Origin of the sequence: Hymenobacter humi (assembly GCF_042665855.1) — a bacterium.
Lineage (GTDB): Bacteria > Bacteroidota > Bacteroidia > Cytophagales > Hymenobacteraceae > Hymenobacter > Hymenobacter humi.
In genome coordinates this window covers 1,109,211-1,132,000 of record NZ_JBHTEK010000001.1, presented here as the reverse complement: position 1 = coordinate 1,132,000, position 22,790 = coordinate 1,109,211, and the positions used below count along the sequence as shown (strand labels likewise).

The following is a 22,790-nucleotide window of genomic DNA, read 5'->3' as shown; positions in this document are numbered from 1 at the left end:
CAGTAGCGCGAACTTTGTGACTGATGCCACTGCACCCGCGGACGAATCCGAGGGACGCAGCGGCACCAGCCACAAAGTTCGCGCTACGGCGGTTAGCAACCCCGCGGGCAGCTAGCGGGAGAGCGACGAGCCGGCCCGAATAAGCAGCTTGCTCAGGTTATTGAGCGGGTCTCTGTAGGCTCCGTTGGCTTCTTCGGCTACTTTGGCGGTTTCGGCGCCGAGGGTAGCGAGAACTTCGGCAATGTCGTGGGCCGGGCTTTTGGCATCGGCCAGCAAAATATTGAGCTGATTCAGGCCCTGCTTTATTTTGGCCAGGCCCGGCCGGTCCGACGCCGCCAGCACGGCTTCCCAGCGCTCGACTTCGGCGCGGCCCTGCGGGCCGGAATTGGTGGGCGTGCTTGCCGTCAGAAACGTCAGGGTATCGTCGAGGAGGGCGGTATTTTGCTGGTCGCTCACGTTCAGGGGCACTTCGGGAGTGGCGGGCGTTTGCGGAGTGGTGGCGATGGAATCCATGGGAATTGGGAGGTAAGGAGGATACTTAGGGCTATACTAGCGCGGAGACTAAAAAGTTAGCCTGCCGGGCCGCCACCGGCCTATTGAGCCAGGATTGCCGAGCGCAGGCGGGTTACCTTTTGCGCCTGCCTCTAATAAAAGGCATCCGTTCACGCTCATTCCCCTTCGTCATGAAATCGTTGTTCAAGACCCTGCTTGTTGCTGTTGTGGTGGCCCTGAGTGCCAGCGCCTGCACCGAAACCGAAAAGCGAAACGCCGAAGCCAACGCCGACCGCACCGCCACCACTGCGGAAGCCAACGCCGACTCGGTGGGCGACCGCACCGAAGCCCGAATCGAACGAGCCGAGGACAAGCTGGACGCGGCCGCCGAAAAAGCCGGCGACAAGATGGAAGCCGCCGCCGAAAAGTTTGAAGCCAAGCTGAACGCCGCCGGCGACAAGCTGGACGCCAAAATGGACCGAGCCGGCAAGAAGCTGGAGGCTGCTGGCGACAAAGTGGACACCAAGATGGATGCCATGGGCGAGGCGGCTAAACGCACCGCCGCCCAGGCCAAGGAGAATGCCAAAGAAGCATCCCGCAAGGAATAAGGGTTTTCTCTATCCAGGAGTCTAGCCGGAAATGACGTTTGTCATGCATATCTGGCGTCCGCCTGCGAAGCATCATCTCACGCCCGATTCGCTGGTCGGTGAGAACATGCTTCCTGCGGGACGCCAGATATGCATGATAGGCGATTACTGAATGACATTTACTACAGCTCAGCCACTTCCAGCAGCACCTCATAGTACGGCCGGCCCAGCATGCGGGCGTGCAGCCAGGCGTAGAAGCTGCGGGCCTGCAGGTCTTCGCGCTCCAGCGGCATGAAGGTGGACAAATTTTCTGCCTGAGCGGCGAAAGCGGGCGTGCGGGCGGCAGCCGGGTCGTCGATAATCTTGCGCACCAGCGCGAGGTAGCCCAGCACGTAGCAGTAGGGGCCGCCGGCCGGTACCGCAGCGCCGGGGCTGGCGGCCTCGGGTGCGGGCGTGGCCGGAAACTGCTCGCGCAGGGTGCGCTCGATGGCGTGCAGCCGGTTCAGGGCCAGGTCGGGGTTGCCGAGCTCCAGCTGAATGAGCATTTCGCCCACGTTGCGGTTGAGCAGCCACTCCAGGCCCAGGTGCTGCTCCAGCCAGTGGTCGGTGCGCGCCATGCTTATCAGCGTGAGGTTGGCTTTCTGAAACTTGCCTTCGGCGAAGTAGTGGAAGGTGAGCTGGAGGCGGGCGGTGAGGTCGTCGAGCAGCGGCAGCGCCGGGGTGGCCTGCAGGGTCTTTTCGAGCAGCCCGATGCTGTCGGCGTTGCGGCGCAGGAAGGAGTAGTTGGCCGCCAGCAGCATCGTAAACCGGGACCCGAACTCGGTAAACTGCCGGCTCGGGGCCGCGGCCAAGATGGCCCGACCCTGCTCCAAATAAGCCACCGACTCAGCAAAACGGCGGGAGCGGTACAGGGCGTGGGCCAGCATGTACAGCAGCCGCAGGCGGTAGCTGCGGTGGGCCGGCGCAAAGCCGTGGCGGCGTTCCATCAGCCGGTAGCAGCGCTCGATAAATACGGCAAACGTGGCAAAATCGCGGCGCACCAGCATGGCACTGCGCGCAATGGACATGAGCCGGCACAGCAGCGACGGCGAGCGCGCAAAGGCCTCCTGCAGGTCGTACTCCACCAGGATGTCGTGCATCAGGGCATCGAGCGGGGCACCGGCGCGGCCTTTCTTGCGGGACTCGCGCAGGCGCAGGCGCAGCAGGCTGTCGGCGATGTTGGCCCGCTCCTCTTCGTCGGCGGCTTTTTTGTTGAGGTGCCGGCGGGCAATGATTTCGGTTAGCGGCTCGGCGTGCGGCGAGTTGGCGTACTGAATCTGCAGGTTGTACACCGCGTTCAGGGGCTCGTACTGCTCGTTGTCGTAGGCCAGCTTTTCGGCTTTGCGCAGCGTGCTCCACGCCAGGCGCGGGATGCCGGCTTCAAACAGGTATTGCGCCAGGGTGAGCTGCCCGCGCACCGAAGCCGCGGCCGTGGTGTCGAGCGCCGCTGGCGCAAAAGCAGGAAATCGGTGAGGTGGCGCAGCAGGCGCTTGCGCAGCGCGTAGTAGGCCACGGGGTTGGGCTCGTCGGGGTAGAGCTTGGCGATGAGTGGGGGCCGTGAGCTGCTTGGGCTGCACCAGCAACTCGTAGAGGCGGGAGTCTTGCCGGCCGGCGGCTTTGCGCCGCTGCCGCTGAATAAATACCCCAAAATCGCGCCGCTCGTCGGCCGCCAGCGTCAAAAGCGTCGTGCGCAAGTCATCCATGCAGGCAAATTACGGTGCCGTCGCTATCCGCTCAACAAAAACCTTTTAGCTGCTTCAGCTCAACCCTTACTTGCCTCACGGTGCGGCCATAAATAGAGCTTACGGCTGAGCATCGCGGTAGCTGCCCGGCACACCCGCCCTGAAACCCAACGCCATGGCAATGGGTAAAAGCGGGTTACCTTTTAATCTATTCCTGATTAAAGGTGAATATTTATTCACTCTTTCTTTCCAGAACCATGAAATTCTCTTTCAAGACCCTGCTTGTTGTAACCGCCTTCGGTGCTTTCGCCACCACTTCGTGCTCGGAGAAAAAGGCCGATGACGCTGCCACCACTACCGAAAACGCCGCCAACGATGCCGGCAACGCCATGGACAGTGCCGTTGACAGCGCCAAAGCCGACATCGCCCGCGAGCCCGGCGATACGGCTGTAGTACGCGACAAGCCCGCTGATAAGGTTATCGACAAAGTACCTGCTACGCCGCAGAAGTAAGGCCCCGACCTTACCCGTATTGCGAAAGCCCCGCTGCCCCCGGCAGCGGGGCTTTTGTTGGCTCATTTCCTGAGGCAATTCGCCAAAGAACACACGGAACTCAGCCAGCAATATCAATTTGAAATATCCTAAAAATATACAACACGCCTCTTATTATCAATATTTTATTCACAATAAACTCAAAAAGGCAAAGTCCTGCAGTTGCTAAAATGCGCTGGCATGGGGTCAGGCATTCATTCACCTTTACGCATCGTCTCACTTAACCCCCAAGCACCATGCGTACCTTTTTACTCCTTGCCCTGCTGACCCTGCTGGCCAGCGCCGCCCACGCCCAAGACCTGCTCACCAAGCGCAATGGGGAAGAACTAGCGGTGAAAGTGGTTGAAATCACCCAAGCGGAAGTCAAGTTCCGCCGCGCCGACAACCCCGACGGCCCGCTCATCAGCGTGTGGCGGTCCGATGTGCAAAAGGTTCGCTACGCCAACGGCACGCAGGAAGTGTTCAACGGGCCAGCTCCGGCACCCACGGGCCCGGCTAGCCCGGCTGCGGCGGTGAAGGCTGCCTTTCCGAACGACGTGCCGGTGGTGAACAATGCGTCCCCCAACGATGCCATTCTCGACGAACCCATTCACCTCGACGGCCCCCGGATTGGCGTCACGCTGCTTTCGCACCGCGTCGTGACCCATGCCAAAGACCGCGGCACCGACCTCAACCCCTTCCTCACCCAGTTTGGCTGGCAGTTTGAGAGCCGGCTGTTCCGGCTGCCCAATGGCATGAGCGGGCTGGTCGAATTCGTGCCGCTGGTGGGCGGCCTGGAGCAAGGCAAGTTCCTGCCCAGCCTCAGCGGCCTGCTGGGCATCCGCGGTGCCAAAGGCTTTGAATTTGGGGTCGGCCCCAACCTGAGCCCGCTCGGTGGCAGCATTGTCCTGGCCATGGGCACCTCCATTCAATCCAACGGCGTCAACTTCCCCATCAACCTGGCCGTGGTGCCCGGCAGCAGCGGCGTGCGCGTGAGCTTGCTGATGGGGTTCAATGCCCGCCACCGCTAGCGGGCGCCATTCTACTGAAACAAGAAAGCGCGGTGGCCTGCCCAACAAGATTTCGGCATTGGCTCCTTTGGCCCAACTCTGGCCAGGGCCCGGCGTACAAGGTGCAGAAATTCCACCTTCCCACCCACATTTCCTTTCAACCATGGACCTCAACCGGAATAACCTCAACGACCAAACGGAACTCAAGGCTCGCGGCAACTGGAACCACTCAAAGGCGAAGCCAAGCAGAAGTGGGGCAACCTCACCGATGACGACCTCGATTACGAGGATGGCAAGCAGGACGAGTGGTTCGGCCGCCTGCAGCAGAAAACCGGCCATGCTCTTGAAGACATCAAAACCTGGTTCAACCGGACGTTTTAGCCCGCTGCATTACCAATGAGGCAAAGCGCCTTCCAATCCACACGCTGCCGCCTCATTACGAAAAGCCTCTTCTGTAACCAGAAGGGGCTTTTTTGTTTTACCCGGGCCTCAGCTTAGCCTTAAGTCCAGGTAAGTGCGTACTGAGTAGCACGCCGTTTCACTTCATTTCCTTGCGCCCTATGTCTGCAACCGACACCCTGCTTTCTGCCGTTCCCCGCTCGCCCTCGTCGGGCATCAAGACCCTGGCCCGGCTGGGGTTTGCCGCCATCGGCATGGTGTACTTGCTGATGGGGGCCCTGGCCCTGATGGCCGCCACCGGCGTGGGTCGCGGCGCCCGCCCCGACAAAGAGGAGGCCGTGCAGCGCCTCCAGGACCTGCCCGGCGGCCACCTGCTGCTGGGGCTGATTTCCTTCGGGCTGTTGGGCTACATCGTGTGGCGCTTCACCCAGGCCATCCGAGACACCGAGGGCAAGGGCTCGGGCGCCAAAGGCGTGGGCATGCGCATCTGGTACGTCATCAGCGGCCTTTTCTACAGCGGCCTGGCCCTCTACACCGGTCGCCTGGCCCTCAACGGCCACGCCGAGGAGGGCGGCAACGCCTCCCAAACCCTGACGGCCAAAGTCCTGGGCTGGCCCGGCGGCGAGTGGCTGATAATGCTCGTGGGCGCGGTCACCATCGGCGTGGCGCTGTACCAGATATACCGGGCGTTTTCCGGCAATTTCAAGAACGACGTGAATTCCAGCAGCCTGTCGGCCGAGCAGCAGCGCTTGGTGTACCGCGCCGGGCAGATTGGGCTCACGGCCCGGGGCATTGTGCTGGGCATTCTGGGCTACTTTTTGTGCAGGCCGGCCAGCAGTCGCGGGCATCGGCTGTGGGCAGCACCGGCGATGCCTTCGATTTCCTGGCCGCCATGGGCCCCGTGGTGCTGGGCGCCGTGGCTGCGGGCCTCGTAGCCTACGGCATTTACATGCTGGTGCAAGCCAAGTATCCAATACTGCGGGGCATTTAGCTCAACTTGAGCGGCACACATATTTGCGCTAGTGCGCGTCTATCGGTTCGGCCACGTAGTCGGCCAGGTACTGGTAGCGGGGCAGCAGGCGGCCGCCTTTGGCAATGGTGGCGCGGGCAATGATGCCCTCGGCATCGGGGCCTACTAAGTGGGGCAGCACGTTGTCGAGCAGGCGGCCGAAGTCGCGGCTGGCGTTGCGCGGCAGCTCGCAGGGCAGGTTATCCACGGCCATCTCCGTAATGTTCTCGGGCCGTGAATAGGGCGGCTCCAGCTCCCCGGTAGCGGGGTTGTAGTCGAAGGCCGGGTCGGCGATGCTGGTGCTGCGCTTGGTAGTGGGCACCGAGCCGTTCACGTCGCAGGTGACGTCGGCGATGGTGTTGATGCGGAAGTCCGGACGCCGGGTGTCGGCTTCCTCGAACAGTTTCGGCGCGGCTGGGTGCCAGTAGGCGCAGGCAATGAGCAGGTCGGTAACGGGCAGAAACAGGCCGAACGTGGACTCGTACTCCTGGGGGTTGGCGTGGAAATCGGTGGTGTCCCACACGCGGCCGTCGCGCCGGCGGTTGTAGTCGGAGCTGCACAGCTGGGTGTACACCGGCTCCTTGAAATCGTGGTAGAGGTAGTCGTACACGCTCACGCGCCGGATGCCCATGCGGTTGAGCACTTCCAGCGCGCCCTGCGCCACCCGCCCCGAGCCGGTGACGGCCATCTTAATGGGCGGCAGCTTTTTCACCTTGAAGAACTCCTCCTGCATGTCGTCCATATCAACGCACTCGTGCGCCGGCTTGAGCTGAAACAGGCCGTGCTTGCGGCCATAGGTGAGCAGGCCGTTGTAGGCGCCCACAATGCCGGCGTAGCGCCCGAAGGCCACAATGCGTTCGCCACGGGCGTTGGTCAGCAGCTCGTAGTCAATCAGGGTAATGCCCTGCCGCAGCACCTCTTGCAGCAGCTTGCGGTTGGCCGGCTGCTTTTTCACGGTGTGCGAGAAAAACAGGTAGGTTTTGCTGGGGATGAGCTGGCTCACGGGCACCTCTTTCACGCCCATGAGCACGTCGCAGTCCGAAATATCGTCGCGCACTTCCAGCCCCAGGTCGCGGTATTCCTGGTCGGTGTAGCTGCGCACGGGGCTGGTTTGCACCACAATGCGCAGGCCGGGAAAGCTTTCCTGAGCTTCCAGGCACTTCTTGGGGGTTAGGGGCACGCGCTTGTCGGGCGGCGTTTTGCCTTCGCGAAGGAGACCGATGGTAAAAGACATGGGGTAGGAATGAGGAATGGAGAATGGGGAGTGAAGAATTATCGACCGGGAACTCTTCATTCCCCATTCTTCATTCCTCATTGCTGAGCTGTTGCCCGTCAAAATTACGGTTTTGGCGGCAGTCCGCCGGGCCATTTCCAGCTTACCTTTGTTTAGGATTCCGAACCTGGTAATCATCCCGCTCAAACCGCTTCTCTCCCACTTCTTCTCGCCTTTATGACGCTGAAACCCCAGCCTGCCGACGTTTTTGAAGACCGCCACAACGCGCCCGGCGCCGACGAACAGGCGGCCATGCTCCGCACCATTGGCGTGGAAAGCCTCGAGCAGGCTCATCAACGAAACCGTACCGCCCGCCATCCGCCTCAAGCGGCCGCTGGACCTGCCAGAAGCCCTCAGCGAGCGTGCCTTCCTGGCCAAGTTCAAGCAGATTGCCGGCCAGAACCAGGTGTTCAAAAGCTACATTGGCCTGGGCTACCACGATACCACCCTGCCCCCGGTTATTCAGCGCAACATTCTGGAAAACCCGGGCTGGTACACTGCCTACACGCCTTACCAGGCCGAAATTGCCCAGGGCCGCCTCGAAGCCCTCATCAACTACCAGACCATGGTAATTGACCTGACCGGCCTCGAAATCGCCAACGCCAGCCTGCTCGACGAAGGCACCGCCGCCGCCGAGGCCATGCACATGCTGCACAGCCAGACCAAAAAGAAAGGCGCCAACCAGTACTTCGTTTCCGAGCAGGTGCTGCCCCAGACCATCGACCTGCTGCGCACCCGCGCTACGCCCGTAGGAATTGAGCTGGTGGTGGGCGACCACCGCCAAATAGACCTGAGCAACGAAGGCTTCTTCGGCGCCATGGTGCAGTACCCTGCCGCCGACGGCGAGGTGTTTGACTACAAAGAATTTATCGGCCAGGCCCGCGCCAACAACGTGTTTGTGGTGATGGCCGCCGACCTGCTGGCCCTCACGCTGCTTACCTCGCCCGGCGAGCTCGGCGCCGATGTGTGCGTGGGCAACTCGCAGCGTTTCGGCGTGCCCATGGGCTACGGCGGCCCGCACGCCGGCTTCTTTTCCTGCAAAGACCAGTTCAAGCGCGTGATTCCCGGCCGCCTCATCGGCCAGAGCATCGACGCGGCCGGCAACAAGGCCTACCGCATGGCCCTGCAAACCCGCGAGCAGCACATCCGCCGCGAAAAAGCCACCTCCAACATCTGCACCGCGCAAGTGCTGCTGAGCGTGCTGGCCGGCATGTACGCCGTGTACCACGGCCCGCAGCGCATCCAGCAGTTTGCCGTGAACACCCACAGCCTGGCCCAGACCCTGGCCACCGGCCTGAAAAAGCTGGGCGTGGAGCAAACCAACGAGCACTACTTTGACACCCTGAACCTGCGCCTGGAAAGCGCCGAGCTGCAGCAGTCGCTCCGTAAGGAGGCCGAAGCCGCCCGGCTCAACTTCCGCTACTTCGACGAAGTACGCGTGGGCATCTCGCTCAACCAGAACACCGAGCTGCACGACGTGGCCGACATTCTGGACGTCTTCGCCAAAGTGCTGGGCAAGGAAGCCGACCAGTTGGTTGGGCTGCCCGACTCTCTGGAGCTGACCTGGCCCAAGAGCCTCGTTCGCACCAGCGAGTACCTCACGCACCCTGTCTTCAATACGCACCACGCCGAACACGAGCCTGCTGCGCTACATGAAGCAGGCTCGAGAACAAAGACCTCAGCCTCGCGCACAGCATGATTCCGTTGGGCTCGTGCACCATGAAGCTGAACGCCACCGCCGAGATGATTCCGGTGACCTGGCCCGAAATCGGCCAGCTCCACCCCTTCGCGCCGCTGGACCAGACTAAAGGCTACCAGCAGATTTTCGCCGACCTGCAAACCTGGCTCTGCGAAATCACCGGTTTTGCCGCCGTCAGCCTGCAGCCCAACTCGGGCGCCCAGGGCGAGTACGCCGGCCTGCTGGCCATCCGCGGCTACCACGAAGCCCGCGGCGACCACCACCGCAACGTGTCCCTGATTCCGGCTTCGGCCCACGGCACCAACCCCGCCTCGGCCGTAATGGCGGGCATGGAAGTGGTGGTGGTGAAGAGCACCGAAGACGGCAACATCGACGTGGCCGACCTCAAGGAGAAAGCCGCGAAGTACGCCGACCGCCTCTCCTGCCTGATGGTGACCTACCCGAGCACGCACGGCGTGTACGAGGAAACCATCATCGACATCTGCGCGACCATTCACAGCCACGGCGGCCGCGTGTACATGGACGGCGCCAACATGAATGCCCAGGTGGGCCTAACCTCGCCCGCCAACATTGGCGCCGACGTGTGTCACCTGAACCTGCACAAGACCTTCTGCATCCCGCACGGCGGCGGTGGTCCCGGCGTGGGCCCCATCGGCGTCGTGGCCGACCTGGTTCCTTACCTACCCGGCCACGCCGTGGTAGCCGTAGAAGGCCGCACCAGCGGCTCGGTTTCGGCGGCGCCGTGGGGCTCGGCCAGCATCTTGCCCATCAGCTACGCCTACATATCGATGATGGGCGGCGAGGGCCTGACCCGCGCCACGCAGATTGCCATCCTGAACGCCAACTACATCAAGGCCCGCCTTGAGGAGCACTACCCGGTGCTGTACTCGGGCAGCCACGGCCGCTGCGCCCACGAAATGATTTTGGAGTGCCGCCACTTCAAAAAGGCCGGCATCGAAGTAGAAGACATTGCCAAGCGCCTGATGGACTACGGTTTCCACGCCCCTACCGTGAGCTTCCCCGTAGCCGGCACGCTCATGATTGAGCCGACCGAAAGCGAGAGCAAAGACGAGCTGGACCGTTTCTGCGACGCCATGATTTCCATCCGCAAGGAAATCGCAGCCGTGGAGTCGGGCAAGGCTGATGCCAAGGACAACGTGCTCAAGCACGCGCCCCACACCGCTGCTACGGTGCTGGTGCACGAGTGGACGCGCCCCTACACCCGCGAGCAGGCCGTGTACCCCATGGAGTACGTACGCGCCGCCAAGTTCTGGCCCAGCGTCAGCCGCATCGACTCGGCTTACGGCGACCGCAACCTCATCTGCAGCTGCACGCCTATCGAGCAGTACGTCGACAAGGAAGAGGATTTGGTACAAGCCGATAAAGGCCCGTCTTATTAAAGGATTGGGGTTGGGGTTGAAGTTTAATTGAACTTCAACACCCAGGTTTTACCAGCAAAGCAAAGAGCCCGATTCACTGAATCGGGCTCTTTGCTTTGTCAGGTGCTCGGAAAAACATTCAAAACTCAACTCTCTAAACTCAACTTTTAACCTACTTGCTGCCGCGCTCGCCGAAGCAGCGGCGGTCCATGTAGCCCATCCGGGTCTGGCCGTCTTTGTCGAGCCGCACGCGCACAAAATAGGCGTTGATGGTGTCGGTTACCTGCACTTCGTTGCCGGCGGTGGTTTGGGCCAGCACAAGCGAGCTTTTCTTCATGCCATCGTACACGGGGCAGTCTACGATGGTGTTGTGCGCTATCGGGGTACTGTTGGCGGGTGCCGTTTGCAGTCGTTCGTCGCGGGCGGAAGAGCAGGCAGCCAAGAGGCCAGTAGCAACCAAAGCCAAGAGGGCAGTACTTTTCATTGACGAAGCAAAGATGTAGGGTGGAAATTTGGGGGTAAGATAGGACAAATTCCCTTTCCAGCAAATTAATAACACTAGAATGGCCCCCAATTTGCTCCCATAAGGTGCCACTGCAAGTGGAACGCCGGAGTTTGTTTAATCGTTATAATTGCATCCCCTCAACCTGCTCTATTCTTCCCGAGATTCAGCACGTTGAGCCCTTCACTTTACCTGTCTTTTCTATTTCTAGATTCATGAATCGCATCACTCGTTTTCTGGCCCGTCCTGCTGCCTTGGCAGCCATAGGCCTTGCGCTGCTGCTGGGTCCCAGCGGCTGCTCTACTGCTTCCCGCGTGGGCGTGACCAACGACTTCGACCACTCGGTTAACTTCCGGGCTTTCAAAACCTGGGCCTGGTACCCACAGCAGCCCACCGATACCGAGGGCGGCCCGGCCAAAGGCTATGAGTCCTTCTTGGACAAGCGCATGCGCGCCGCCGTCTCGGCCGAAATGGCCCGCAAAGGCCTCACCGAGGTCGACAAGGCGCCCGATATCTACGTGGCCTACAGCGCCCGCGTAGAAGACAAGCAGCAAGTATCGCCTTACTACAACGGCCTGGGCTACCCGTATGGCTACGGCTATGGCTACTACGGCCGCGGCATGCAGCCCATCACCCAGTACAAAGCCGGCACCGTGGTGATTGACATCATCGACGCGCGCCGCAAGGAGCTGGCGTGGCGCGGCACCGGTCAGGCCCAGGTCGACCAGAATACCATCAACGAAGCCGAAACCGTGCGCATCGTAAACGGCATTCTGGGCACCTACCCGCCGCAGGACAACAACGCCCGTCGTTAATTTATCTTTAGCCACAGGACACAAAAAAGCCCTCTCCATTGCTGGAGAGGGCTTTTTTATTGGTGCAAGCTATTAAGAAAGTCGGCTGCTTTAAGCGGAACGTCATGCCGAGCGCAGCCGAGGCATCTCGCTCGGCATGATGGCTTTACTACTTCCTTGACAGCTTCACTGCAAGCTGGCGGCGGGATTGAGCTAAATCGGCACGTTTACGTGGCGCTCGGCGTGGTAGGAGCTGCGCACCAGCGGGCCGCTTTCCACGTACTTCAGGCCGCGCTTGAGGCCTTCTTCCTTGTAGTGGGCAAACTGGTCAGGGGTGATAAATTCGGCCACGTCGAGGTGGCGCTTGGTGGGCTGCAGGTACTGGCCCAAGGTGAGGATGTCGAGACCATTGGCCACCAGGTCGTCCATGGCCTGGTACAGCTCGTCGGCCTTCTCGCCCAGGCCCAGCATGATGCCCGACTTGGTGCGGTGGCCGGCCAGCTTCGTGCGCCGGATTTGCTCCAGGCTGCGGTCGTAGCGGGCCTGGGGGCGCACGAGGCGGTAGAGGCTGCCCACAGTTTCGATGTTGTGCGAAATCACTTCCTGGCCGCCCGAAATCATCACGTCGAGCGCATCCCAGTTGGCTTTCACGTCGGGTATCAGGGTTTCGATGGTGGTTTCGGGGCTGAGCTGCTTTGTGAGCACCACGGTTTCACGCCACACGCTGGCGCCGCGGTCCTTGAGCTCGTCGCGGTTCACGCTGGTGATTACCGCGTGCTTCACTTTCATGAGCTTGATGGCTTCGGCCACGCGGCGCGGCTCGTCGAGGTCGTACTCGGTGGGGCGGCCGGTGGCCACGGCGCAAAACGAGCACGAGCGGGTGCAGATGTTGCCCAGAATCATGAAGGTGGCCGTGCCGGCGCCCCAGCATTCGCCCATGTTGGGGCAGTTGCCACTCTCGCAGATGGTGTGCAGCTTGTGCTCGTCCACGAGGCGGCGCACGGCGGCGTATTCTTCGCCCACGGGCAGCTTCACACGCAGCCAGTCGGGCTTGCGGGGACGGGCAGGCGCAGCCGTTTCGGGCTGGATTACGGGCAAATCAATCATTGTTTCAATGAGGAATGAGGAATGAAGAATGAGGAATTATCCTCGGCCCATTCGATACTAAGCACTAACAAATTTACGGCGCAATTGATGCGCCTCGCCTATTTAACGACGCCCTGGCCCGATTTCTTCATTGTTCATTCTCAATTCCTCATTAAGCGCAGCGTCAGGAGCGGTGGCCGAAGTACAGCGTGAGATACACCGAAGGAAAGAACTGGCGGTTCAGCCCGTCTACTTCCTTGGGGTTATTGGTGGGGCTGAGGATGAGCAGGCGCTTGGTGTAGCCTTCCACCAAGAAGCCCACTTCCATGCCCGTGACGGCGTCGCGGTAGCGGCCGTATTCGAAGCTGAGGCCGCCGCGCAGGTGGAAGCCGGGCACTATTTTGGTCTGGCCGATGCCGCTGAACAGCGGGCCGCGGTCGAGAATGGCTCCCACATCGGCGTGCTTTACGGGGTCATACTGCTCGTTCACGATTTCATCGGTCGAGACGTTGATAACCCGGGTCTGGGTAGCCGTGCGGTCGAAGCTGATGTAGTACGGCATGAGCAGGCCCAGGGAAGGCCCCGCGCTCACCAAGCCGTTTACCTGCACGCCGGCGTCGGCCGCTTTGCGAAACAGGATGCGCTGCAGGCCCACCGAAGGCCGCAGCACAAAGGCATAGTTGGTTTTGCGGTCGACGTAGGTGCCGCCCACTACGGTGTTGATGCGCTCCTCTTTGGCGTTTTTGAGCATGACGCCCTCGATGCTCCAGAAGCGCATCCACTGGTCGTCGAGCACGCGCGTGGAGCGCACCATTGCTCCGCCCAGCAGGCCGCCCTGGGTGTTGAAGTTAACCCCGTACACAAACTCTTTCCGGTAGGACTGTTCGTCGGACGGGGCGGCGGGCGCCGGGCCGGAGCGCACGGGGGCCTGGGCCTGAGCCGCGGCCGCGGCCAGCAAACCAGCCGCGAGTAGCCCAAAAAGCGGGAAGAGAGGGGAAGCATAGTCAATCAGAATGGAGCCCGACCGAACGCCACAGACGCGGCGCACGCAGTTGTACGTAAATTAGCCAACGAAGAAACAACTTTGTAAAGGTAACTCGCTGACTTCATGAACACCGCCACTGCCCGCTACGCGGGCCAACTCCGAACCGAAGCCACCCACGTAGCTTCAGGCAACGTAATTCAAACCGACGCGCCCACCGACAACCACGGCCGGGGCGAAGCCTTCTCGCCGACCGATTTGGTGAGCACTGCCCTCGGCTCGTGCATGATGACAATAATGGGCATCGTAGCCGAGCGCCACCAGTGGGATTTGGTCGACAGCACCTTTGCGGTGGTGAAGCACATGAGCGCCGAGCTGCCGCGCCGCATCGCGCAGGTCGACCTCCTCATTAGCCTACCCGCAGCCCTGGCCCCGGCCGACCGCGCTGTACTGGAGCGCGCCGCACTTATATGCCCGGTGGCGCTGAGCCTGCACCCGGACATCAAGCAAAACGTGGCCTTTGAGTACGTGTAAGAAGAAAGAAACCAGCCGTCCTGTCTCGCCTACGCGCGACAGGACGTTCTTTACTTCACCGCCGACTTTACGTCGCTGAGGCGGATGCCCATGTGCGAGGCGTCGTAGCAGCATTCGCCGTCTTTGATAAGCAGGAGTTGGGGCGACTCGTGGCGGATGCCGAACTGGTCGGCAATCTGAGCTGACAGCGGGCGAAAACGCAGCAAGTCGAGGTAGTAGATGGGCACATGTCCCAGGCCGCTGTCGGCCCACTGGCGCTCAATCTTGCTTTTCGCCGCCGCGCTGATGGAGCACGTGGTGCTGTGCTTGAAGATGAGCACAGGCTGCTCGTGCGAGGCCTGAGCCAGGTCGGTAATCTGTTCGGGTTGGGTAAGGGGAAGCCAGGGGGTGGACATAGAAGCAGCTAGTGGATGAAAGGGGAAGCTCAGAATGTGTAGTTGAGCTGAATGCACAACCATAACGTGGTTGTAGTACAACAGTTCTATAACACTTGATTCCCTCAAAGACATTCAAAAAGTTTTGCAACAGCTCGCGCCGCGGGCTAAACCTTCTTTTGCGGCGCGGCCCCGGCGAGACTGCAGGCTGGGCCTTGGGGTCAATGCCTTTTTTGTAGTCTACCTCGTCGTAGTCGTCGCCATCGTCATCGCGCAGGGGTACGGGCTGATTGTTTCGGCCGCGCTTGAGCCGGGCCGGCTTCACGTCGAGATGGCTGTCCTTGTACGGAGTATCCATCCGGTGAGCAGTGCGCAGGGCCCGGCGGTTTTCGGCCTTTACGCGGGCCGGTTTTTGTGCACGATTTGGGCACTCGCCGCGTGGCCGCTCAGCAGCAATACGAGCAGCAGAAGCAACCCTGCCCCTACCCTACGGCTTGCTCTTGACAGCTGGAGCTGATGTAGGTACCGGTGTGGCTGTGGGTACTTTGGCGGGTGCTGTAGTTGGTGCTGTGGCTGGAGCGGCAGCAGGCTTTGTGGCGGGTGCGACAGCAGGGGCCACACCAGGAGCGGTATCGGGCTCAGCCGCCGACGCTGGCGCGGCTGGCCGGTGGTCGGGGCTGTAATTGGGTTTGCCATGGCGCTTGTTTTTGAAGAAGTTACGGATAGACCGCCAGGGGCGGAACGGCTTGCGGGCGGGCTTGTTGATGCGCCTACGCATCAGCTTGGGCTTTTTCAGCAGGCCGTTTTTGTCGTAGCTCACGGTGGCGTGGTCGGGCAGCGTACGGGCCTCGGCGGTGGCGTCTGGCTTGCGCACGGTGCCGCCCGTGGGGGTCGACACGTCGGTGGCGGCTTCCTCGCCGTTGGGGTCCGCTCGTTTCCTGAACAAGGCGCTGGGCTCGTTATTCTTCTTGCGGGCTTTGGCGGCTTTTTGCTGGGCCTTGAACTCAGGCGACGGCTTGGGTGTGGGCAGGCGGTACGGGTGGAAAATGGTACAGCCGCCCAGCGCCGCCAGCAACAGCACGCAGACCAAAGTGCGAATAGTAACAGTGGGTAGACAGTATATCACGTAAGGCAGCCAGGGTCAGAAAGTAAGCGAAGAGAAAGGTACGGCAGCCAACCGCGAAAACCGCGCCAACGCACAGCTCAACTTCGCGCACGGCTGCCAGACCCGTCTAGTAGTTGCGCAGGGCCTCCACTTGCTCGCGCAACCGCTGCAGCGGCAGGAACGCCGCCTCAAGCGGCGGTGCAAACGGAATGGCGGTATCTAGTGAGGCCACGCGGCGCACGGGCGCGTCGAGGTGCTCGAAGCAGTTTTCGCCAATCCAGGCCGCGATTTCGCCGCCGATGCCGCCGGTCAGGGTGTCTTCGTGCAGCACCAGCACGCGGCCGTTTTTCTCCACGGTCTGGCGCACGGCGTCCTGGTCCCAGGGGAGCAAGGTGCGCAGGTCGAGGATGTCGGCCGATACGTTCAGCTCTTCGCACACTTGCAAAGCCCAGCGCACGCCCATGCCGTAGGTAATGATGCTCAGCTCGTTGCCTTCGGCGGCCAGCGCGGCCTTGCCGATAGGCGTGGTGTAGTAGGCCTCGGGCACCGGGCCCGAGAGGCTGCGGTAGAGCATCTTGTGTTCGAAGTACATCACCGGGTTGGGGTCTTCGAAGGCGGCGCAGAGCAGGCCCTTGGCGTCGTGCGGGTTGCTGGGGTACACCACCTTCAGACCGGGCACGTGCGTGAACCACGCCTCGTTGCTTTGGCTGTGGAAGGGGCCGGCGGCGCTGCCGGCGCCGGTGGGCATGCGCACCACTACGTCGGCGTTCTGGCCCCAGCGGTAGTGGCTTTTGGCGAGGTTGTTTACAATTTGGTTAAAACCGCAGGTCACGAAGTCAGCAAACTGCATTTCGACCATGCTTTTCTTGCCTTTGATGCTCAAACCCAGGCCCGCGCCCACAATGGCTGACTCGCACAAGGGCGTGTTGCGCACCCGGGCCTTACCAAATTGAGCCACGAAGCCCTCGGTTATTTTAAACACGCCGCCATAATCGGCAATGTCCTGGCCCATGAGCACCAGCTCCGGGTAGCGCTCCATGCTCTGGCGCAGGCCCTCCTGAATGGCGTCGATAAAGCGGATTTCGCGGGGCGGTGATGAGGTAATGGGGTGATGAGGTGATGAAGGATGGTTATGGCTTTTCACTTCATCACCTTTCACCTCATTACCTACCGGCGCGTACATGTCGGCGATTTCCTCCTGCACGTCGGCAGTGGGCATGGGCACGGCATCGGCTTCCTGCAAGCCCGCCTCGATGGCCGCCTTGATGGTTTCGCGGATGCTGTGCTTGGCCGTTTCGGTGAGGATGCCTTCCTCGAGGAGCCACTTTTCGTAGTTTTCCACCGGGTCTTTGGCGGCCCACTCTTCCATCAGGCTCTGGGGCACGTACTTGGTGCCGCTGGCTTCCTCGTGGCCACGCATCCGGAACGTAAGGGCTTCCACCAGCACGGGGCGCGGGTTTTGGCGGAGGTCTTCGGCCAGGCGCTTCACGGTGCTGTACACTTCCAGCACGTTGTTGCCGTCTACCTGCACGGCTTCCATGCCGTAGGCCGGGCCTTTGTCTACGAACGACTTGAACCGGAACTGCTCGTTGCTGGGCGTGCTCAGGCCGTAGCCGTTGTTTTCAATCATGAAGATGACCGGTAGCTGCCACACGGCGGCCACGTTCAGGGCCTCGTGGAAGTCGCCTTCGCTGGCGCCGCCATCGCCGCTGTAAGTCAGGGTCACCTTGGGATTTTTATCGAGCAAATCGGCCAGGGCGATGCCGCCGGCCACGGCCAGCTGCGGGCCCAGGTGCGAAATCATGCCCACAATATGGTGCTCGTTGGTGCCGAAGTGGAAGCTGCGGTCACGGCCCTTGGTGAAGCCCGTGCGCTTGCCTTGCCACTGCGCAAACAGGCGCCCCAGCGGCACGTTGCGCCCCGTAAATACGCCCAGGTTGCGGTGCAGCGGCAGGATGTACTCGTCGGGCTCCAGCGCCAGGGTGCTGCCCACCGAAATGGCTTCCTGCCCTATGCCCGAAAACCACTTGCTCACCTTGCCCTGGCGCAGCAGAATCAGCATTTTTTCCTCAATCAGCCGGGGCCGCAGCAGGTGCTGGTAGAGGTGCAGCAGGGTTTCGTTGGAATGGTCGAGGCGGTCGAACCGGAGAGCAGTGGCAGCGAGTGTCGTCATGGGCGGGAAGAATATGCCGGGCAAAGGTAGCGGACCCGCCGATGCCTACCTTCGCTCATCACCCAATTACTGGCTCATCACTCAATTACTACTCGTGGCTGCCCGCGTTTATTCTTTACTCCTGGTCTGGCTGGCCGGCATCCTGATGGCTGGCCCGGCCGCTGCGCAAACCAGCACGGCGGCCCCGGCTTCACAATGGGGCTGGGGCGCACGTCTTGGCCTGGGGCCGGGCACGGGCCAGTACGGCGACCTGCGCCATGATTACAGCTACCGCTATACCGGGGCCGTGGGCTCGCTCCTGGTCACCCGTTACTTTACGGGTCCGCGGGTCAGCCTAGGGCTGGAAGTCATGCTCGAAAGCCAATCGGTGCTGGTGGACTACCAACGGGCAACCCCTATCCCAACTACCGCCCCCAAACGCTACACCAATGGCGGCTGTTTGCGCCACTGTACGTGCGCACGGTTTCGCCCGTCGGTTGGCTACACCTACTGGTTGGGGGCGGCCCCACGTTCGCGCTGGGCCAGCCCAACTCCGACGCCGCCTACTATCCGCGACCGGTCGAATTAACAGCCCTGGCAGGCCTTGAGGTGCGCCTTATGCCGTGGCACCGCTATGAAACCACGCTGGGAATCCGCGTCCACGCGCCCTTGACGGCTTCTTATGCCTATGGCTTTCCTCCGGGCACCGTCACTAAAAACGAAGACCGCAAGGACGTGTTCACCCACTGGTTTGGGTTCACCCTTGGCACCACGCTGTACCCGGCTGCTACCCGTAAGTCCTGAGTTGGCGTTTCTAGCGGTTGAGCTGAATATCGAACCGGCCTTCGGTTACCTGTACTTCGGCGGGCGTGGGCGGCGGCACATTCCCGCCGGGATTGGCCCTGGGCGCGGCCCGCAACTCAAATCGCCCCGCAACGAATGGCCGAACGCCGGCCGTATCGAGACGGGTGATGGTGATGGTGCCGGTGTGCAGGGAATCGGTGACGTACGGCAGCACCGAGGGATAAGGCAGTGACTCCAACGTCGCAAAGCCTCCCTGCGGGCGGGTGCCGCGCCCCAGCGTATACACCCCGGGGGCCAGTACCTGTGGTACCGTCACGTAGAAGGCCGTTACCGGCCCGCCCGACTGCGCCCGCCAGAATGCATACAGGCTAAGCTGCCGCCGGGTGTAATGAGCATTCGGCGAATATTGATTGCCAACAAACGAAGTGGGACCGTTCTTGGCTTCCCACACGGCTCCATTTACGCGGCAGCCAAAGGTGTTCGCCCCTATTTGGGTTTCAGCAGGCAACTGAACGGGCGGCGCAGGCGGAAAAATGGCATCTAACGTTTTGTCTACTTCACTATCACAGCTTGCCAGCGGCACTAGCAGCACCCCGGTTAAAAGACAATGCAACAGTGTACGGCAGGTCAGAAACTGTTTCATAGCATCGTCAAAACAAGCCACTTAGAGAGTGTCATGCAAGCTAGCCAAAACATTCCGCAACTGTGCTTTCGCAAGTCCGGGACCGTGTGTGCCCAGCCGCGTCTGAGTGCGGCACTAGCCTTTAGGCTGGGCCAAGCCAGAGCAGCGTTGAAAGCCTGAACCTATTCTTAAGACACTCAGGCCCTGGCTATCCCGTCCCTAGCGGTTGAGCTGAATATCAAACCGGCCGTCGGTTACCTGCACTTCGGCCGGCAAGTCGCCGCTCATGCGGGTTCCGGGCAGCGGCTCCGCTCGCAGCTCAAAGCGGCCGGCTACGTAGGGATGCGCCCCCGCCGTGTCGAGGCGTGTGATGGTGATGGTGCCGGGGCGCTGCCCACCGGCCGTGTATTCTACGGAGCCACCGGCCGTTTTCAGGCGCACCAGGCGGCCGGGCTGCGACTGGCTCAACCTGTACACCCCGGGCCCGGTCACCCCTTCCAAGGCAAAATGAAAGTTGGTGATAGGGCCGCCCACTTGCAGGCGCCGGAAGGCATCCACTTCTAATACGCCCCGCTTAAAGGAAGCGCTGGGCGTGAGCACATCGCCCCGGAGCGTGGTGGCGTGGCTGGCCTCCCACACCTGCCCATTTAGGCTGCAGCCGAAGGTGTTGGCCCCGACCTGGGTGACGGCCGGCAGCTGCACAGGCTGCGCTTGCGGATAGAGCTTATCCAGCGAGTCTTCGCAGCTCATCAGCAGCGGCAGGAGCAGCAGCGCCGCAGAGCGTTTCAACAAAGCGGCAACGGGTAGAAGAGCAGGCATAAGCTGATTGATTAGAAGCGCGATACGGCGGGAGCGAAAGTAGGCATCAGAACCGTAGGTTTCGTGGGCGGCAGGCTCACACCGCGGCCTGACCTGTCGGCTCAATTTTATGCTGACCTGTAGGGACCTCGTGTTGGGTGCAAAAGCGAGGAATCCTGCCTCTACCTTCGCAGTTACTCTTCCTCGCTTTTATGCCCAAATTTCTACCGACTGGCTTCTTGCTATTCGGCGCCTTCATCGCCCGAGCCCAACAAGTCGACACCCTTGCGTCCGCACCTCTAGACACCTTAGCCAGCCGGTTATCAGGGCGCAGCATTAGTTTCAGTGCCACTGCTAGTACCGCCACGGCGCCGTTGCCTTATTACACCACCTTCCAGCCCATGCTTAGCCGTGTGGCCGGCGTGCAGGTGACGCCCTATTCCGGCGCACCGGGCGCCGGTGCCGTGGTGCGCCTGCGCGGCGCCGCCAGCCTCGACAGCAACGTGCAGCCGCTGTATGTGGTCGACGGCGTGCCCGTATTTCAATACCGTTTCGACAGCCAAGACCCTTATCGTTCGGCTCCATACCAAAGCGCCTTCGCAAACCCCGACGCCAGCACCAACCCGCTGCTGAGCATTGCCCCGGAAGATATTGAGCAGGTGGAAGTGCTGAAAGGCGCCTTCGAGACCGCTCAGTACGGCTTCCTGGGCCAGAACGGCGTCATCCGCATCAGCACCCGGCGGGGGCGGCCGGGCAGCCGGTGCGGGTGCAGTACACCGGCCTGGGCGGCGTACAGATGGCCCACCGGCGCTACGACCTGCTCGGCGCTCGCGAAGCCGCGGAACTGGCCAACGAAGCCGCCCGCAACAACGGCTACGCGCCCGAGTACACCCCCGACCAGCTAGCCGGCTTCGGGGCGGGCACCGACTGGCAGGCCGAAGTGCTGCGCACCGCCGCCCTCCAGGAGCACCACCTCGGTCTTGGCGGCAGCACGGCCTTTGGCACCCGCTACTACGCGGCCGTCGACTACCTCGGCCAGCAGGGCATCGTGCTCAATACCAATCTGCGCCGCTACGGCCTGCGCCTGAACCTGGACCAAAACGTGGGCCAGCACCTGCGCCTGAGCGGCGGCCTGAGCTACGGCCAGGTGGAAGAGCGCCGCCCCGAGGCCAACCTGTTTCGCCAGACGCTGCGCTACCTGCCCACCGTGCCGGTGTACGAGCCCAACGGCAACTACGCGGCCGACTACGGCGCGCCGAACCCGGTGCAACTAGCCCAGCAAAACCGCAGCACGGCGCGCAACCGCCGCCTGCTGGCCCACGCCGAGCTGCGCTACGAGGTAGTCAGCGGCCTCACGCTGGACCTGCGCGCCGCCCTTGAACGCGACTCGCTGAACGGGTACGACTACCGGGGCCCCCTGAACGATTCCGCACCCCGCGACGGCTTTCAGACGGGCATACGCAGCGCCTTCTACCAGCAGCTCACGCTTAACCCGGCCCTGCGCTTCGCGCGCACGCTCCTCGACCGCCACGCGCTTACTGCGTCGGTAGAAGCCACTTCCTGGAAACACCGCCAGTCGCAGTCGTTTGAAGAATTCTCGGTGCCCCCGCCGCCCTACAACCTGCCCCCGCGGACTGGCTCCGGCAGCTGGGGTACCAGCGAGGATAACCAACTAGGCTACCAGGCCACGGCCGGCTATGCCTATGGCGGGCGGTATGCCTTGCAAGGAAGCTTGCGGGCCGACCATTCCAGCCAGGTACCCGAAGCTGAGCGCCGGCAGTGGCTGCCAGCGGTGCAGGCCACCTGGCATGCCGCGCAGGAAGCCTGGCTCAGGGACCGCACTCCCATTGGGGCACTGGACTTTTGGGCGGGCTGGGGCCAAACGAGCAACCGGGGCAACTTCGCCGGAGACCACGGCTTCGTCTTTCAGACAGGCAACACCTCCTTTTTCAGTTTTTGGATGAGCTGACCACCCAGGCCGATGCCGGAATGCGGCTGGGCCTGTGGCACGACCACCTGGCCCTGACGGCTGCCGTGTACCAACGCGCAACCCGCGCCAACCGCAGCTTCATCGGCCGCTTCGATGCCTCTGACCCAACCGACCTCACCAACCGCGGCGTTGAGCTGACCCTGGCCGGCAGCTGGCAGCGGGGCCGCCTGCAGGGCAGCTCAAGCCTCGCCGTTTCCTTCATCCGTAACCGATACGACAAGCCCGCCGGCTCCATGGCGCTTGATTACCGGCCCGCGCCTTATTATTTCGTGGTGCGGCCCGGCCAGCCGCTGGCCAGCTTCATTGGGTACCGCTACCTGGGCGTCGACGCGGCCGGCCGCCCGCAGTTTGAGGGAGGCGCCGGCAGCGGTGGCGCAGCGCAGCAGATATTGGGCAGCGGCCTGCCGCAACAGCTGCTCAACTTTACCCAGGAGCTGCACTACGGCCGCTACGGGCTGTCGGCGCAAGTAGACGGCCTGTTTGGCTACCAGGTGTTCGACCCCAACCTCTCGCTGCTGGACCTGCCGTACGGCGGCTTTAATGCCACCACCCGGGTGCGTGACCGCTGGACCCCGACCAACCTCAACACCGACGTGCCGCGCGCCGGCACCACCACCGCAGGATTTAGTGGCCCCAGTACCTACACCCTGCAATCGGGCAACCACGTGCGCCTGAGCAGCGTGGTGCTCACCGCCGGCGTGTGGCGCCGGGCCCCGCACGCCGTATCCGTCTTCCTGAGCGGCACCAACCTGCTGGTTTTTTCGGCCTACCGCGGCTTCGACCCCAACGTGAGCGCCGGCGAGGCCGACGCCAAGCAGGCCGGGCTCGACCAAGCCGCCTACCCCACCCCGCGCACCGTGGCGCTGGGCGTGCGGGCCTCCTTCTAGCAGCGCGGCTCCCGGCCCGGCTTCGAACCCGTGGACCTTTTTGCCGGTTAACAACCTGCCG

General features: G+C 62.2%; 22 protein-coding genes and 2 pseudogenes. 13 read left to right on the top strand and 11 right to left on the bottom strand.

The window, feature by feature from the left end; translation table 11 throughout:
* Nucleotides 1-111: 111 nt before the first annotated feature.
* On the bottom strand, nucleotides 112-513 hold the full coding sequence (locus ACFQT0_RS06385) for a hypothetical protein (RefSeq protein WP_380201334.1): 402 nt from the start codon (nucleotides 511-513) through the stop codon (nucleotides 112-114).
* A 170-nt stretch (nucleotides 514-683) separates the two neighbouring features.
* Here ACFQT0_RS06385 and ACFQT0_RS06380 point away from each other — a divergent pair, with 170 nt between their 5' ends.
* The gene (locus ACFQT0_RS06380) at nucleotides 684-1,100 is read left to right on the top strand and encodes a hypothetical protein (RefSeq protein ID WP_380201332.1); all 417 of its coding nucleotides are present in this window, start codon (nucleotides 684-686) and stop codon (nucleotides 1,098-1,100) included.
* Nucleotides 1,101-1,261: 161 nt separating this feature from the next.
* Here the strand turns inward: ACFQT0_RS06380 and ACFQT0_RS06375 are convergent, their stop codons facing one another.
* Nucleotides 1,262-2,821 (bottom strand): hypothetical protein, encoded by a 1,560-nt coding sequence (locus ACFQT0_RS06375; protein WP_380201330.1) that lies wholly within the window; start codon nucleotides 2,819-2,821, stop codon nucleotides 1,262-1,264.
* Nucleotides 2,822-3,057: 236 nt separating this feature from the next.
* Between ACFQT0_RS06375 and ACFQT0_RS06370 the strand changes: the two genes are divergently transcribed.
* The 5 genes and pseudogenes from ACFQT0_RS06370 (at nucleotide 3,058) to ACFQT0_RS06350 (ending at nucleotide 5,730) form a co-directional block, all read left to right on the top strand.
* The gene (locus ACFQT0_RS06370; RefSeq protein ID WP_380201328.1) at nucleotides 3,058-3,312 is read left to right on the top strand and encodes a hypothetical protein; all 255 of its coding nucleotides are present in this window, start codon (nucleotides 3,058-3,060) and stop codon (nucleotides 3,310-3,312) included.
* Between the two features lie 275 nt (nucleotides 3,313-3,587).
* The gene (locus tag ACFQT0_RS06365) at nucleotides 3,588-4,361 is read left to right on the top strand and encodes a hypothetical protein (RefSeq protein ID WP_380201326.1); all 774 of its coding nucleotides are present in this window, start codon (nucleotides 3,588-3,590) and stop codon (nucleotides 4,359-4,361) included.
* A gap of 198 nt (nucleotides 4,362-4,559) precedes the next feature.
* Complete coding sequence (locus tag ACFQT0_RS06360; protein WP_380205926.1) at nucleotides 4,560-4,721, top strand: CsbD family protein; 162 nt, start codon at nucleotides 4,560-4,562, stop codon at nucleotides 4,719-4,721.
* A 179-nt stretch (nucleotides 4,722-4,900) separates the two neighbouring features.
* Nucleotides 4,901-5,422, top strand: a pseudogene (locus ACFQT0_RS06355) (DUF1206 domain-containing protein); the annotation flags it as partial.
* Entirely contained in the window at nucleotides 5,365-5,730 is a 366-nt protein-coding gene (locus ACFQT0_RS06350; protein ID WP_380205925.1) for a DUF1206 domain-containing protein, read from the top strand. The pseudogene ACFQT0_RS06355 and the gene ACFQT0_RS06350, both read left to right, overlap by 58 nt.
* A gap of 28 nt (nucleotides 5,731-5,758) precedes the next feature.
* Here the strand turns inward: ACFQT0_RS06350 and ACFQT0_RS06345 are convergent, their stop codons facing one another.
* Nucleotides 5,759-6,982: an NAD(P)-dependent oxidoreductase gene (locus tag ACFQT0_RS06345; protein ID WP_380201324.1), complete on the bottom strand. Its 1,224-nt coding sequence runs from the start codon at nucleotides 6,980-6,982 to the stop codon at nucleotides 5,759-5,761.
* A gap of 216 nt (nucleotides 6,983-7,198) precedes the next feature.
* Between ACFQT0_RS06345 and gcvP the strand changes: the two are divergent.
* Nucleotides 7,199-10,120, top strand: a pseudogene (gene gcvP, locus ACFQT0_RS06340) (aminomethyl-transferring glycine dehydrogenase).
* Nucleotides 10,121-10,271: 151 nt separating this feature from the next.
* On the opposite strand, the gene ACFQT0_RS06335 reads toward gcvP, so the two are convergent.
* Nucleotides 10,272-10,583, bottom strand: a complete 312-nt coding sequence (locus ACFQT0_RS06335; RefSeq protein WP_380201322.1) for a hypothetical protein — start codon at nucleotides 10,581-10,583, stop codon at nucleotides 10,272-10,274.
* 233 nt (nucleotides 10,584-10,816) lie between these two features.
* Between ACFQT0_RS06335 and ACFQT0_RS06330 the strand changes: the two genes are divergently transcribed.
* A complete protein-coding gene (locus ACFQT0_RS06330) occupies nucleotides 10,817-11,416 on the top strand; it encodes a DUF4136 domain-containing protein (protein ID WP_380201320.1) in 600 nt (199 codons plus the stop codon).
* A gap of 192 nt (nucleotides 11,417-11,608) precedes the next feature.
* On the opposite strand, the gene lipA is transcribed toward ACFQT0_RS06330, so the two are convergent.
* A complete protein-coding gene (lipA, locus tag ACFQT0_RS06325; RefSeq protein ID WP_380201318.1) occupies nucleotides 11,609-12,502 on the bottom strand; it encodes a lipoyl synthase in 894 nt (297 codons plus the stop codon).
* A 163-nt stretch (nucleotides 12,503-12,665) separates the two neighbouring features.
* Nucleotides 12,666-13,529, bottom strand: a complete 864-nt coding sequence (locus tag ACFQT0_RS06320; RefSeq protein ID WP_380201316.1) for a hypothetical protein — start codon at nucleotides 13,527-13,529, stop codon at nucleotides 12,666-12,668.
* Nucleotides 13,530-13,589: 60 nt separating this feature from the next.
* On the opposite strand from ACFQT0_RS06320, the gene ACFQT0_RS06315 reads away from it, so the two are divergent.
* Complete coding sequence (locus ACFQT0_RS06315) at nucleotides 13,590-13,997, top strand: OsmC family protein (RefSeq protein WP_380201314.1); 408 nt, start codon at nucleotides 13,590-13,592, stop codon at nucleotides 13,995-13,997.
* Between the two features lie 50 nt (nucleotides 13,998-14,047).
* Here ACFQT0_RS06315 and ytxJ read toward each other — a convergent pair whose 3' ends face one another.
* The 3 genes from ytxJ to ACFQT0_RS06300 all read right to left on the bottom strand — a co-directional run bounded on the left by ytxJ (nucleotide 14,048) and on the right by ACFQT0_RS06300 (nucleotide 17,649).
* Nucleotides 14,048-14,392, bottom strand: a complete 345-nt coding sequence (gene ytxJ / locus ACFQT0_RS06310) for a bacillithiol system redox-active protein YtxJ (protein ID WP_380201312.1) — start codon at nucleotides 14,390-14,392, stop codon at nucleotides 14,048-14,050.
* A gap of 466 nt (nucleotides 14,393-14,858) precedes the next feature.
* Entirely contained in the window at nucleotides 14,859-15,461 is a 603-nt protein-coding gene (locus ACFQT0_RS06305; RefSeq protein WP_380201310.1) for a hypothetical protein, read from the bottom strand.
* A 142-nt stretch (nucleotides 15,462-15,603) separates the two neighbouring features.
* Nucleotides 15,604-17,649, bottom strand: coding sequence for an alpha-ketoacid dehydrogenase subunit alpha/beta (locus ACFQT0_RS06300; RefSeq protein ID WP_380201308.1), 2,046 nt, complete (start codon nucleotides 17,647-17,649; stop codon nucleotides 15,604-15,606).
* A 94-nt stretch (nucleotides 17,650-17,743) separates the two neighbouring features.
* Here ACFQT0_RS06300 and ACFQT0_RS06295 point away from each other — a divergent pair, with 94 nt between their 5' ends.
* Together ACFQT0_RS06295 and ACFQT0_RS06290 are read left to right on the top strand one after the other, a co-directional pair.
* Nucleotides 17,744-18,217 (top strand): hypothetical protein, encoded by a 474-nt coding sequence (locus ACFQT0_RS06295; protein WP_380201306.1) that lies wholly within the window; start codon nucleotides 17,744-17,746, stop codon nucleotides 18,215-18,217.
* 29 nt (nucleotides 18,218-18,246) lie between these two features.
* Nucleotides 18,247-18,432 (top strand): hypothetical protein, encoded by a 186-nt coding sequence (locus ACFQT0_RS06290; protein ID WP_380201304.1) that lies wholly within the window; start codon nucleotides 18,247-18,249, stop codon nucleotides 18,430-18,432.
* A 10-nt stretch (nucleotides 18,433-18,442) separates the two neighbouring features.
* On the opposite strand, the gene ACFQT0_RS06285 is transcribed toward ACFQT0_RS06290, so the two are convergent.
* Together ACFQT0_RS06285 and ACFQT0_RS06280 are read right to left on the bottom strand one after the other, a co-directional pair.
* Nucleotides 18,443-18,883, bottom strand: a complete 441-nt coding sequence (locus ACFQT0_RS06285; protein ID WP_380201302.1) for a hypothetical protein — start codon at nucleotides 18,881-18,883, stop codon at nucleotides 18,443-18,445.
* Nucleotides 18,884-19,273: 390 nt separating this feature from the next.
* Complete coding sequence (locus tag ACFQT0_RS06280; protein ID WP_380201300.1) at nucleotides 19,274-19,843, bottom strand: hypothetical protein; 570 nt, start codon at nucleotides 19,841-19,843, stop codon at nucleotides 19,274-19,276.
* A 221-nt stretch (nucleotides 19,844-20,064) separates the two neighbouring features.
* Here ACFQT0_RS06280 and ACFQT0_RS06275 point away from each other — a divergent pair, with 221 nt between their 5' ends.
* Complete coding sequence (locus ACFQT0_RS06275) at nucleotides 20,065-20,757, top strand: TonB-dependent receptor plug domain-containing protein (protein WP_380201298.1); 693 nt, start codon at nucleotides 20,065-20,067, stop codon at nucleotides 20,755-20,757.
* A gap of 1,051 nt (nucleotides 20,758-21,808) precedes the next feature.
* Nucleotides 21,809-22,729, top strand: coding sequence for a hypothetical protein (locus ACFQT0_RS06270; protein ID WP_380201296.1), 921 nt, complete (start codon nucleotides 21,809-21,811; stop codon nucleotides 22,727-22,729).
* Nucleotides 22,730-22,790: the final 61 nt, after the last annotated feature.